Source organism: Limnohabitans sp. B9-3 (assembly GCF_002778325.1).
Classification (GTDB): domain Bacteria; phylum Pseudomonadota; class Gammaproteobacteria; order Burkholderiales; family Burkholderiaceae_C; genus Limnohabitans; species Limnohabitans kasalickyi.
This window is the reverse complement of the sequence record NZ_NESI01000003.1, coordinates 33,061-44,518: the sequence shown is the minus strand read 5'-3', so window position 1 is coordinate 44,518 and position 11,458 is coordinate 33,061. Positions and strand designations below refer to the sequence as shown.

The 11,458-nt window shown below is 54.4% G+C and carries 13 protein-coding genes; 2 read left to right on the top strand and 11 right to left on the bottom strand.

The window, feature by feature from the left end; translation table 11 throughout:
• Nucleotides 1–13: 13 nt before the first annotated feature.
• Together B9Z42_RS05420 and B9Z42_RS05415 are read right to left on the bottom strand one after the other, a co-directional pair.
• Nucleotides 14–1,216, bottom strand: a complete 1,203-nt coding sequence (locus B9Z42_RS05420) for an ABC transporter substrate-binding protein (protein WP_100132749.1) — start codon at nt 1,214–1,216, stop codon at nt 14–16.
• 20 nt (nt 1,217–1,236) lie between these two features.
• Complete coding sequence (locus B9Z42_RS05415) at nt 1,237–2,034, bottom strand: GntR family transcriptional regulator (RefSeq protein ID WP_199171988.1); 798 nt, start codon at nt 2,032–2,034, stop codon at nt 1,237–1,239.
• 106 nt (nt 2,035–2,140) lie between these two features.
• Between B9Z42_RS05415 and B9Z42_RS05410 the strand changes: the two genes are divergently transcribed.
• Complete coding sequence (locus B9Z42_RS05410; RefSeq protein ID WP_100132349.1) at nt 2,141–3,304, top strand: ion transporter; 1,164 nt, start codon at nt 2,141–2,143, stop codon at nt 3,302–3,304.
• 14 nt (nt 3,305–3,318) lie between these two features.
• On the opposite strand, the gene B9Z42_RS05405 is transcribed toward B9Z42_RS05410, so the two are convergent.
• Nucleotides 3,319–4,224 carry an NUDIX hydrolase gene (locus tag B9Z42_RS05405; RefSeq protein WP_369806842.1) on the bottom strand — a complete coding sequence of 302 codons (906 nt, stop codon included), beginning with the start codon at nt 4,222–4,224 and terminating at the stop codon, nt 3,319–3,321.
• A 280-nt stretch (nt 4,225–4,504) separates the two neighbouring features.
• Here B9Z42_RS05405 and B9Z42_RS05400 point away from each other — a divergent pair, with 280 nt between their 5' ends.
• Complete coding sequence (locus B9Z42_RS05400) at nt 4,505–5,002, top strand: hypothetical protein (protein ID WP_100132348.1); 498 nt, start codon at nt 4,505–4,507, stop codon at nt 5,000–5,002.
• 22 nt (nt 5,003–5,024) lie between these two features.
• On the opposite strand, the gene B9Z42_RS16330 is transcribed toward B9Z42_RS05400, so the two are convergent.
• The 8 genes from B9Z42_RS16330 to B9Z42_RS05360 are packed head-to-tail and all read right to left on the bottom strand — an operon-like array spanning nt 5,025 to nt 11,365.
• Nucleotides 5,025–6,098, bottom strand: coding sequence for a hypothetical protein (locus B9Z42_RS16330; RefSeq protein WP_199171987.1), 1,074 nt, complete (start codon nt 6,096–6,098; stop codon nt 5,025–5,027).
• 2 nt (nt 6,099–6,100) lie between these two features.
• Nucleotides 6,101–6,565, bottom strand: coding sequence for a hypothetical protein (locus B9Z42_RS05390; RefSeq protein ID WP_100132347.1), 465 nt, complete (start codon nt 6,563–6,565; stop codon nt 6,101–6,103).
• 13 nt (nt 6,566–6,578) lie between these two features.
• A complete protein-coding gene (locus tag B9Z42_RS05385; protein WP_100132346.1) occupies nt 6,579–8,105 on the bottom strand; it encodes an SPOR domain-containing protein in 1,527 nt (508 codons plus the stop codon).
• A 17-nt stretch (nt 8,106–8,122) separates the two neighbouring features.
• Complete coding sequence (flhB, locus tag B9Z42_RS05380; protein WP_100132345.1) at nt 8,123–9,271, bottom strand: flagellar biosynthesis protein FlhB; 1,149 nt, start codon at nt 9,269–9,271, stop codon at nt 8,123–8,125.
• 1 nt (nt 9,272) lies between these two features.
• On the bottom strand, nt 9,273–10,043 hold the full coding sequence (gene fliR, locus B9Z42_RS05375) for a flagellar biosynthetic protein FliR (RefSeq protein WP_100132344.1): 771 nt from the start codon (nt 10,041–10,043) through the stop codon (nt 9,273–9,275).
• A 12-nt stretch (nt 10,044–10,055) separates the two neighbouring features.
• Nucleotides 10,056–10,325 (bottom strand): flagellar biosynthesis protein FliQ, encoded by a 270-nt coding sequence (fliQ, locus tag B9Z42_RS05370; protein ID WP_100132343.1) that lies wholly within the window; start codon nt 10,323–10,325, stop codon nt 10,056–10,058.
• Nucleotides 10,326–10,335: 10 nt separating this feature from the next.
• Nucleotides 10,336–11,103 carry a flagellar type III secretion system pore protein FliP gene (gene fliP / locus B9Z42_RS05365; RefSeq protein ID WP_100132342.1) on the bottom strand — a complete coding sequence of 256 codons (768 nt, stop codon included), beginning with the start codon at nt 11,101–11,103 and terminating at the stop codon, nt 10,336–10,338.
• Nucleotides 11,093–11,365, bottom strand: coding sequence for a flagellar biosynthetic protein FliO (locus tag B9Z42_RS05360; protein WP_158235908.1), 273 nt, complete (start codon nt 11,363–11,365; stop codon nt 11,093–11,095). Before B9Z42_RS05360 ends, fliP begins: the two co-directional genes overlap by 11 nt.
• Nucleotides 11,366–11,458: the final 93 nt, after the last annotated feature.

Genomic DNA, 11,458 nt, shown 5'->3' with positions numbered 1-11,458 from the left:
TCAGCGATACGGCTTAGGCTTTCAAGGGGAACAGGGGTTCGACTTCGCGGTAGTCGCGTGGAATGATCACCTTGATGTCGCCCTTGACCACCTGGGTCATCAAAGGCTGGGCACCCATGTTTTGGCCGTTGACAAACTGGGTGGTGCCGTACGGCATGATGTGGTCGGAGAAGGTGCTCTTGCCCAAGGCGTCGATGATGGCCGCGCGGTCTGTCGACTTGGCGTTCTCAATGGCGTCGCCCAACAAACGCATCGCCGTGTAGGCCATGAACACCTCGTAGCTGAAGAACAAGCCCTTGGCTTCCACGCGCTTTTTGAGCTCAATCGAACGCTTGTCGCGGGGGTTGAACCAGTGGTTGCAATCGATGATGCCGTTGGCAGCATCGGGGAACTCTTTGACAAACTTGTAACTCGAAGCCGCACCACCCAAGACCGAATAAATCGCTTTGGGTGTCACCTTTTGCTGTTGCATGGTGCGCACCAACAAGGCGTACTCGTTGTAGTAGTTGGCTGGGATCACGATGTCAGGGTTGACTTGCTTCATGCGCAACACGATGTTGTTGAAATCGCGCGTGGGGTTGGCATGCTTGACGATTTCTTTGACTTCGTAGCCATAGCCGGGCAGCTCGCGGGACAGCAAGTTCGCCGTGCCTGTGCCAAACAGCGACTCTTCATGAATGATCATCACGGTGCGTGCTGGCTTGCCTGCTGCGGTGTTGAGCACGTGCAAGTTGGCCACCGCCACTTCGGCGCACTTTTTGTAGCCTGGACCAAAGCGGAAGGTGTTTTTCAAACCGCGCTCGACGATTTGATCGGCCACGCCCACATCCACGACGTGTGGCAAGTTGTATTTGGCTGCTGCCTGTGTGGTGGCCAAACAGATGGCAGAGGCAAAAGCGCCGACGATGGCGCTCACACCCGCTTCGTTCATTTTTTCAACCTCAGCGGCACCCGCTTGTGGGGTGGACTGTGCGTCACCCAACAAGGCTTCAATCTTGGCACCGCCCAGTGACTTGATGCCGCCGGCTTTGTTGATGTCCTCAATCGCCATCATCACGCCTTCGCGGCATTGCTGGCCGGAATAGGCCAAGGCGCCCGTGACGGGGTGCAACACACCCACCTTGACGGTTTTAGGCTGCGCACCGCCTACCAAGGGAAATGCCAAAGCCGAAGCTGCGGCTGCCGATTGACCCATAAACTGACGACGTGATGTCATGCGATGCTCCTTTTGAAAAATCAATGAAAGTTGGCGGATAACTCTTTGCTCACCCAGACCTTGGCATCAATGCTGCCAACGCGGGATAACTGCATCTGGTACTCATAGCGATCGGGGCGATACAAACCATGCAACCATTGGATCGGTTTGTCTTCGGTGTCATAGATCAGACGGCTGACGGCTAGCAAGGCTGAGCCGAGGGCCACATCTAAATGCTGCGCCATGCTGGCATCTGCCAATTTCGCAGAAATACTTTGCTCGGCCCGACCCACTTTGACGCCTGATTCCTCAAGCAGCATCAAAATCGGCTTTTGGGCCAGCTCCTTGCGCCCAAAATTGCGCGCAATCGTCTCAGGCACCCAAGTAGTGATGTGCGACAACGGACCATCTTTGGTGAGACGCACACGCTGGGCTTTTTGCACCCCATCGCCAACCTGAAGTTGCAAAGCCATGGCCACTTCCTCTGGCGCTGGCAGGTACTGCACGGACAACACTTTGACCGTGGTGCGAAGCCCCATCGTGACCAAGTTTTCCAGCAAGCCCGTCAGTTGGGCGCGCTGAGACTTAGGCCCCACTGGCTTGGCTTTGGCTGCACCCAGTGGCGCCAAGGCGCGTGTCCCACGACCGGGCTCGCGACTGATCAAACCCTCTTGTGCCAACTGTGCTAAGGCGCGACGCACTGTCACACGGGCCACAGAAAACTGCTGCATCAACGCCAACTCACTGGGCACGCCTTGGGCAAATTTGCCATCGTGCAACTGCTCACGCAACACCAAATAAATTTGGTGGTACTTGGGCAATGGCATCGCTTGATTCATAACTTTGAATGTTGAATCAGTTCTATTGACCTGTCAATAGGACATTTACTAGGGAATCAACATCACGAAAAATTTGACCTTCCAAGGCTTATGGCAAGATTTCTGCATGAAGCAATTACAGAAATTCAATATGTTGGGTGCTATTTATCTAGCGCTTCGCTACTTCATCACCAAGAACAAAGGCCGAACGCTCCGCCAAAAGGTCTTTGCTTTGTTGCACCCGACTGCCACATCGGGACCGCTGCACCGCTACATCGACCACGTGATCATCGCGGCGGTCTTGGTGTCTGTGGTGAGCATCATTTTGGAGACCGTGCCTGAAATTCACGCAATCTTTGGTCCCGAGTTCAAATTGCTGGAATGGGTGACGGTCGCCATCTTCACGCTGGAATACCTCGGTCGTGTTTACAGCTGCTGCGAGCGCGAGGAGTACGCGCACCCGATTCGGGGCCGACTGCGCTACATGGTGTCTGTTAGCGCCTTGATTGACCTGCTGGCGGTGTCACCGTTTTACTTTGATTTGCTGTTTCACGAAAACGTCGACCTGCGGTTTTTGCGGGTTTTTCGTCTCTCGCGCTTGCTCAAACTCACGCGCTACACGGGCACACTGAACACACTTTTCAAAGCGGTTCAGCGCGAGAAACGGGTGTTGTTGGCCTCTGCATTCATGATGCTGCTGCTGGTCAGCTTGACGGCCAGTTTGGGGTTTGAGCTAGAGCACGCCGCCCAGCCCGACAAATTTGAGAGCATTCCGGCCACCATGTATTGGGCCGTCATCACCCTGGCCAGCGTGGGTTATGGCGACATCACACCCATCACACCTTTGGGCCGCGCCATGACGGTGGTGATCAGCCTGATTGGTATTGGCATTTTTGCCATCCCCGCAGGTTTGATGGCCTCGGCTTTCACCGACCAGTTGCGCATAGACCGCGAAACCTTTGAAAACGAGTTCCGCAAAGCCGTGGCCGACGGCCGCTACTCCGCCCACGACCGCCAAGCCTTGGACGCCGAAGCAGAACGTTTGCACCTCACCCCCCAAGACGTGAACCGCATCATGGAACGCGTACGCAATGAAATGCGCAGCGTGGGCCACGACGTGACGGAAGGCTTAGACCCCGAGGTGATGCTGGAGCGTTATCGCCAGCAAATCAGCAATCTGCGTAGCATGGCGCATGGCAAAAGCGCTGAGCAAATTAACACGCTGCTGACCGATGAATCCAAGTCCACTGCGGTGGAGCGTGATATCTGGCAGTCACTGCGCCAAAAGTAAATACGCCCTGAATGTCAGGGGTTGAGCAACGCGTCGATTCCACCCAAAGGTTCAAAGCGCCCCTCGATGAAACGCAGTCGTGTGGGTCCAACCAGGGCACGTTCGCGCACGGAGTGAAGCGGATCGCCGGGGTAGCAAATGTGACGCAGTCCGTCGGCATCAAAGGTCTCAGGCATCACACGGGGAGGCTGCTGCTGCGCTGCCGCGCGCAAGACGCTGGCCGCATCGGCATGGCCCTGCAAACTGACCAGCGTCATGATTTGCGGAGGGGCCAATAACAGCTCGCGGGCCCAGTATTTTTCGAGCGCTGCGCGGGGTGTGAGCCAAATGCTGTCCACGGCTTCCACGTTGTCGTGAATGGGGGCCTGGCCGTTGGGCAACACCGCCACAAAAAATCGGGTGTCAAAACGCTTGTTGGTGACAGAAGGCATCAAGGGTGTGATCCAGCGCGACCATGGGGCCAAGTGCTGGGTGTCGATGCGCAGGGCGGCGTCTTGCAGCACCTGCTCAAAACTTTGACCGGCGTGTAACTGCTGCTGCCAAACTTGGCGCTGTGCCGCATCATGGGCCAACACCTCACTGTCGGCATGGCGCGCATACAACACGCCACACTCTTCTAAAGACTCCCGAACAGCGGCGACATACAGTCCTGCAGCAGTTGGGGCGTCTAAATCGGCCTCGCCCAAAGCTTGGTGCAAAGTTTGGGGGGAACAGTCAAGATGCTGGTGCAAACTTGGCGCGCAATCGGCCTCATCGAGTTTGCCACCCGGAAACACATAGGCGCCCCCCAGCACGGCAGAAGCGGCGTGGCGGCGCAACAGAAACACCTCCAAACCCACCTGAGGCGTATCGCGCAACAAAATAACTGTGGCCGAGGCACGCGCAGGGCTCGTGACCAGTTCGCTGTTGAGTTGCATCATGTTGAGAATGAGGTTTTATTGAGGCTAGAAATTTGAAATGATTTTTTTACAAAATTTAACACTGAAATTCTAAGGGCCAGTTTTAATCATGTGCTTCGGCATCGACGTTGCCAAACGCGACAGCTTAAATTCGACGGCATCGAATACATTAATATTTTAGTAATTTTGTAATTTATTTAATGTTTAAATCATTAAAAAGTACTAATTTATTTGATTTTCATAATTTTAGAGTTACAGTCCAAGGCATGTTTTAACCGTCTATGAAAGGAATGAACAACCCATGCGCGCCGAACCACAATTTTTGTCCTTCCCGGGTCTCCAGCCTCAGGCCCCTCAACCCAGCTGGAATGAGTCCAAAACGATGGCGCCTGCGACGCCACCGACCTTGCTCAAAAGCGTGCCAGACAACGTGCCCACCTTGACTGAACCCCTAGCGCTGGGCCCAGGTGACGCCAAACCCCACGTTTTTGACCCGCTGATTCATGAATTGTTCGACCAACTTCGGGTCTCGCCGACGGACGAGCTGACCCAAACTTGGCGCACCATCGCTGCGGAAGTGAACCTGCTGAGCCAACGCATGGCGCTGCAGCGTGAGTTGCAAGATAGGCTCAAACACTTGGACCAAGATTTGGCCGAACTACGTACCAACATCACGACGCACTTGCAAGAAGTGCAACAAGCAGCCGACCAGCAACTGTCCTCTGCACGACTGCGTGCCGAAGTCTCTGCCTTGGCACAATCTAAGTTAGCGGCAAAACTGCAAGACAAACTTTATTGAAGTAAGCCAGCGCAGCACATTTTTAATCCGCAGCGCGCGGGTATTGAATCGGTCGGTCTTTAGGCGGCACTGCCGCGGCGGCTTTGGCTTTTTCTGCAGCCGCTCTTTCTGCTGCAGCGCGCTCAGCCGCAGCTTTTTCGGCGGCCGCACGCTCGGACGCCAGCTTCTCGGCGGCTGCCCGTTCAGCCGCAGCCTTTTGCAAAGCCACACGCTCAGCCGCAGCAGCGCGTTCAGACGCCACGGCCTTGTCCGCAGCAGAGGTCGCTGCAGCCGCTTTTTCCGTAGCCTTGGCCGCAGCACGCTCTGCGGCTGCCATCGCTTTTTCGTGCGACTGGCTCGAGGTGTTCAAGTCTTGTTTGAGCTTTTGAATTTCATTCAACAGCGTTTGTGTGCTCGGGCCACTTGGCGCTGCAGGCGCAGGCTGACGCGACGCAGCTTGGCTAGACGATTGCAACTTGCTCTCCATGGACTGCAACTTGGCCTCCAAACCTTGCAGCTGTTTTTGCATGGCTTGGAACTTGGCATCGCTGGACTTGTTGGACTGGTCGGCAATGTTGGTTGGCAACGCCGTCATCGCTTTGCTCAACTCTTCCAAACGGTTAGCCACTTGTGTTTGGGTCATCGTCAAGGCGTCTTGCTTGTCGGTCAACTCCGAGAAATCAGAGTTGGTTTTACCGATGGCGGTCAAACTGGCATCCACTTCGATGACACGTTTGGCCATTGCATAAATCATGGTGTCAAGCTCTTTGATCGACTTGGTCATTTTCAAGCTGATGCCCAAGAAAATGCCAATCGCCACCAGCAAGCACGCCGCAAAAACGGCCAACACAATGCGCGAATGCAAAATGTTGCGACGGTTGTTGCTTTGAATCTTGACCACCACAGCGCGCATGGTTGCGCTGATATCGGCGGCCACCGACGCCGAACGCGTAGACACTTCAGCAGAGTCGAGCACCACCGAGGTGAGCTCTTCAATTTGCCGTGCAACTTCATTGCTGTCTAAAGCTTGACTGGCGATCTCTCTCAAGCGATCTGCCGTGGAGGCCACATTCACCAAGGGTTCACCTTGGGCGGGTTGTTGGGCATCATCAGCCATGGTCAAACCTCTATCCTTGAACTGTTTACAAGTCGATCCAGCTTGTCGTTCAACGAACTAATCTTGCCGGAGAGCTTGCCCATGCGAGCTTGCATGATCTCTGCACGTTGATCGGCTTGAGCCTTCATTACTTGAATGGCCGCCAACAGTTCAGCTTCCATCTCTGGGTCTAATTCTGGATCTGGCGCGGACAAAGCCAGCGCGGGCTCAGACAGTGGATCTTCCTCGTCCGAATCATCGATCTCAGCCAAAGTCTGCGCAGACACACTCACCGCATCAACCGGCAAATCAGGCAGCTCTATTTTGGGCAACGACTCGGGTGCATAGCTTTTGGCAAAAGGGGCCTCACCCGAGGAGCGAACCACGTCACCGGCTGACTTGGCGGGCGATAACTCCACGTCATCGGCATCAGGGATTTCAATCTCATCGACGAATTTCTTCGCGTCTGTATCTTCTGTAATTCTCATGGTTCGTCCCCTCTTAGGGCTTGTTAAATTGAGCTTTCAGCGATTTCACGCTGCGCAGCCATCCTTTGGCCAACAAAGGACTGGACTGCATAAAAGCATCAGCTTGGGCTTTGTCTGCCATGGGCCGTGACAACACAATAAAGTACCGCTGGGCTGAGCCCTTCTTGGGCGCACCCACAATGCGCGCATTGGCGAAGACCGCGTTGCTGCGCTGAAAGGCCAGCGCCTCGGCCTGTGTGTCAAACGCCGCCAATTGCACAACAAACCCATTGGACGGCAACTTGTCCAACCAAGCGTCATCGGCAGAAACGTCCGCAACTTTGGCGGGCGCTTTTTCGATCGGTTTGAGCTTGGGTTTATCCGCCACTTTGGGTGGTTCGACAACAGGGACTGCTTTATCAGGAACCACAAGTGGCGCCGAAACGACGGCAGGCAACGCGGCTGAGGCTGGCATCAGCGCAGGCGTTGATGCGGCCAATTCAGGGGCACTGGCAACCTGCGACGCGGGCTCAACCGCGGCAGATGCCGCCGCGCTCGATGCGACTTGCGCTTGAGCCGACGCGGCAGCACTGGCAGCAGCCGCGGCAGCAGCAGCCACAGCCGCATCTTTTTCAGACGACACAGCAGCCGGTGTGCCGCGCAACAAATACTTCTTAAAAGCGTCAACCTCTTGCATGACCAACTCTTGGTACATCACACCAAAAGCAGCCACTGACAACAAAAATGCCAACAACAGCCAGCCCCAGATTGATTTGCGAGGGGCCGTCAGTACCTCAGCTTCAGCAACTTTGGGGGCAGTCAGCGCAGCACTGGCTTGCAACACGGGCTCACGCGACACCTCAGGCATCGGTGCGGCAGGCAATGCATCGTTGACAGGGGCAGCCTCAGCTGACTTGCCAAACACAGGCACACGCCATGACGTTTTTGCCGGCGGCTTTAAAAGCTCCAGCGCGTCGGCACTGGGTGGCGCGAGCGTTGTGGGAAACGGAGACAAGGTGGGCTCAATCTGAGCATCCTGCGCCTCTGCAGAATCAGCCACCCAATCAGTCAGCGGTTTTTTAGCCTCGCCAGCTTGGGTTTCGACGTCCCACTCGAGTAAATTTTTTCCAAAGGCTGCGATCTTGCTGCGGAAATCAGCCGCACTGTTGATCAACAAAATCACGTTGATATTGCCTGCTGGAAAACCGTTCACCAAACGCGCCAACAGCTGCAACTCGAAGTCTTGCATCAACACCGAGTCACGGAAGATCAAAAAACGACGTGGCGCGTGGTTTTTGTCTTTGTCCAACGCCTCATTCAGCGTGAGCTCAGACAAAATTTCATTGAACTTTTGCACCAAGCGTTCAGAGTTGGTGGAAAAACAAAACTCCACTTGGTGGTTGCCCTTGGCGCGCAACCGTTCTTCAAACAAATTGCCGTAATAGTCGAGCACCATGTCGTGCTCGCTCAAGACGGCCAAGTTGATGCTTCCCTCGGTCAAAGACTTGAGGAGAATTTCAAACCGGAGCCGGTCACCGGGGCTTTGGAAAATATCTGTCATGGTGGCTCAGTGGTGTCTCAAGCGTTCATGGCTTTGCCGTTGGCGTCGAACTTCATCTCGTCGGGGATGGACGGATCGGGTTTGATCACATCGTGCCCTCGACCATAGGACTGATTCAAGCTGAACACAAAGGCAATCACCTGTGCAACAGCGTGGTACAAGGCCTCTGGAATCGGGTGATCCAGCTTCGTCGTGAAGTATAAGGCGCGAGCCAACAAAGGCGCCTCAAACAGATACACACCATGCTCCTTGGCTTCTTCACGAATGCGAGCAGCCAAACCGTCCTCCCCTTTGGCCACCAACATCGGCGCGCCATCGCCCGTTGGGTCATACGACAAAGCCACCGCAAAGTGGGTGGGGTTGGTGATCACGACATCGGCGTCTTTCACCTTCGACATCATTTTGTTGTTCAAGATTTCATGCTGACGGCGACGAATTTGACCTTTGACCTCGGGGTTACCTTCCGAGTTCTTCATCTCGTCGCGCACCTCTTGCTTGGTCATCTTCAACTTCTTGTTGAGTTGATGGCGTTGCAAAGGCACATCCACCAAAGCAACCAACACCAGGCCGAGGCTGAGCCAAAAACAGGAATCCACAATGATGGTGCCCGCCACTTTGATGGCAGGCCCCAAATCCATTTGCGAGATGTGGGTGAGGTCTTGCAAGTTGTTCATGACCGAGACCAACAAGATCGCGCCCACCACCAAAAACTTCAATAAGGCCTTGCCCAAGTTGATCAACGCCTGCGGCCCGAACGTGCGTGCCAAGCCTGTCAACGGATTGAGCTTGTTGAACTTGGGCATCGCCAAACTGGGTGCAAAAATGAAGCCACCTGCCAAAACGGTCGACAAAATAGCGATCACATAAAGGATGGCCATCAAGGGCAAGATGATCAAAAAACCGTCCAGCATGGAGTGTCCAAAAATAGCCGGCAACAAATCTGGCTTGTCGACAATCAGCCGATCAAACTGCAGCTGCTTTTTGAACAAATTGCCCATCCCATTAAAGAGGTACTGCCCCATCATGGTGAAAAACAAAGTGGCAATCACCATCATGGCAGCAGGAGCCAGCTCTTGCGAACGGGCAATCTGGCCATCGTCGCGCGCTTTTTTCAGCCGCTGCGCCGTCGGTTCTTCGGTTTTGTCTGCGCCGCTTTCTTCTGACATGTCAGCTGGCTCCTAAAAACGACCGAAGCACCATGAACGCCTGCGTCCACACCCATTGAATGCGCATCACGTTGTTGCCCATGGAGAAAATCAAAATCACAAAACCCGCCAAGATCAAGGCCGGAAAACCCACTGTGAAAATATTCAAGCTGGGCGCAGCACGCGCCACAAAACCAAGGCCCACGTTGATGAACAACAAAGTCATCATCACGGGAAGAGCGATCAGCAACGCGCCCAAGAACATCATGGCGCTCCAGTTGAGCATCTTGCCCAACATGTCTTGGCTGAAAAACGGCTGTCCAATCGGGATGAGTTGAAACGACTCCAACACCAAACCAAACACAATCAAATGGCCGCCCATGCCCAAAAACACCAGCGTGCCCAAGATGTTGAAAAACTGAGAAATCACGGGCACGTTACCCATGTTCGGGTCCATCATGTTGGCGATCGACAAACCCATCGAACCCGAAATGGCCTGCCCTGCCACCACCATCGCAGCTGACGCCACTTGCGACACCAAGCCCATGGTCAACCCAATCAAAATTTGACGGAAGATCTCCATCAAGCCCTCAGCACTGAGCGGGTCGATGCGGGGAATGTCGAGTTGCTGCGACACCAAAAAGGCCATTGCAAACCCAAGCAACACGCGAATACGCATGTTGACCGCACGGATCGAAAAAATAGACGTGAACGCCAGAAACGCAGACAAGCGCAGCATTGGCCAAATGACGACCAAAAACTTGTCCAAAATTTCAATGAGTGAGGCGTTCATGCGCTGTGGCTATCAGATGAACAAACTGGGAATGCGGGTGAAGATGCCCTTGGTGTAGTCCACCATGGTGTTGATCATCCAACCACCGGCAATCGCCATGGTCAAGCCAATGCACACCAGCTTCGGGATAAAACTCAAAGTCTGCTCGTTGATCGAGGTGGCGGCCTGAAAAATACCAATCACTAAACCCACCACCAAGCCCACGCCCAACAAGGGGGCAGAAATGAGCATGGTCATCCATAAGGCTTGACGGGCTAAATCGACGACGGTTGCGGTGTCCATACGTCTCTCCTTAAAACACAAAGCTGTTGGCCAGCGACGCCATCAACAGCGTCCAACCATCGATCAGCACAAACAACATGAGCTTGATGGGCATCGAAATGATCATGGGCGACAACATCATCATGCCCATGGACATCAACACGCTGGCAACGATCAAATCAATCACCACAAAGGGGATGTAAATCAAGAAACCAATCGTGAACGCGCTCTTGATCTCTGATGTGATGAACGCAGGCATCAAGGTGGTGAAGGGCACTTGTGCGGCGTCTTGCAATTCACGGCGGTTGGAGATTTGCATGAACATCGCAATGTCGTCTTCCCGCGTCTGCTTGGTCATGAAGTCGCGCACTGGCGCTTCAGCTTTCATGAGGGCTTTGTCAAAGTCAAGCGTGCTGTTCATGTAAGGGCCAATGGCCTCCTTGTACACCTGCTCAAACACCGGTGACATGATGAAAAACGTGAGAAACAAAGCCAAGCCCACCAACACGGTGTTAGGCGGCGTTTGGGCTGTGCCCAGCGCTTGGCGCAAGATGGACAAGACGATGATGATGCGCACAAACGAGGTCATCATCAGCAACATCGAGGGCAGCAGCGTGAGCGTGGTCATCAAGCCCAGCAATTGCAGGCTCATGCTGTACTGCTGACCACTCTTGCCACCGGTGACGTTCACCATGGGCAAGCCTTGGGCGTGACCCATCATGGGCAGTGATATCAACGCGATCAGCAGCAGGCCCAAGATGACATAAAGAATCTTTTTGGTGATGGGCTTACGCAACATGGTGAGTCCCTTCAGTCCAAGTGTGTAAGGTCTTCACCTCGCCAGGGCTGACGCTGGTGAGCACCATCTGGTTGTCTACTTGAATCAACACAATTTTGTGCTTCAGGCTCAAAGGTAAGGCCTCTTTCACCTGAATGCGTCGGTCAGACACCACGCCGTTGCCCATGACGCGGTTGCGTTTGACCCACCACAGCGCTGCGCACAGCAACAACAGCACCCCCAAGGTACTGGCGAAGAACTGGCCCCAATCGAAACTTTGCATGTTGAATTTCCTGTGCGCACTGACGCTTTTTCGACACCTGGCGTGCCTGTATGGAGGTGTCATGCAAGGGGCGTGCCAAGTAAGACTGACGCT

Coding starts and splice junctions, on each gene's coding strand:
- B9Z42_RS16330 (WP_199171987.1), bottom strand. CDS start 6,098: ATGGCTGATGATGCCCAACAACCCGCCCAAGGTGAACCCTTGGTGAAT.
- B9Z42_RS05385 (WP_100132346.1), bottom strand. CDS start 8,105: ATGACAGATATTTTCCAAAGCCCCGGTGACCGGCTCCGGTTTGAAATT.
- flhB (WP_100132345.1), bottom strand. CDS start 9,271: ATGTCAGAAGAAAGCGGCGCAGACAAAACCGAAGAACCGACGGCGCAG.
- fliP (WP_100132342.1), bottom strand. CDS start 11,103: ATGTTGCGTAAGCCCATCACCAAAAAGATTCTTTATGTCATCTTGGGC.
- B9Z42_RS05405 (WP_369806842.1), bottom strand. CDS start 4,224: ATGATGCAACTCAACAGCGAACTGGTCACGAGCCCTGCGCGTGCCTCG.
- B9Z42_RS05390 (WP_100132347.1), bottom strand. CDS start 6,565: ATGAGAATTACAGAAGATACAGACGCGAAGAAATTCGTCGATGAGATT.
- fliQ (WP_100132343.1), bottom strand. CDS start 10,325: ATGGACACCGCAACCGTCGTCGATTTAGCCCGTCAAGCCTTATGGATG.
- B9Z42_RS05415 (WP_199171988.1), bottom strand. CDS start 2,034: ATGAATCAAGCGATGCCATTGCCCAAGTACCACCAAATTTATTTGGTG.
- B9Z42_RS05400 (WP_100132348.1), top strand. CDS start 4,505: ATGCGCGCCGAACCACAATTTTTGTCCTTCCCGGGTCTCCAGCCTCAG.
- B9Z42_RS05360 (WP_158235908.1), bottom strand. CDS start 11,365: ATGCAAAGTTTCGATTGGGGCCAGTTCTTCGCCAGTACCTTGGGGGTG.
- B9Z42_RS05420 (WP_100132749.1), bottom strand. CDS start 1,216: ATGACATCACGTCGTCAGTTTATGGGTCAATCGGCAGCCGCAGCTTCG.
- B9Z42_RS05410 (WP_100132349.1), top strand. CDS start 2,141: ATGAAGCAATTACAGAAATTCAATATGTTGGGTGCTATTTATCTAGCG.
- fliR (WP_100132344.1), bottom strand. CDS start 10,043: ATGAACGCCTCACTCATTGAAATTTTGGACAAGTTTTTGGTCGTCATT.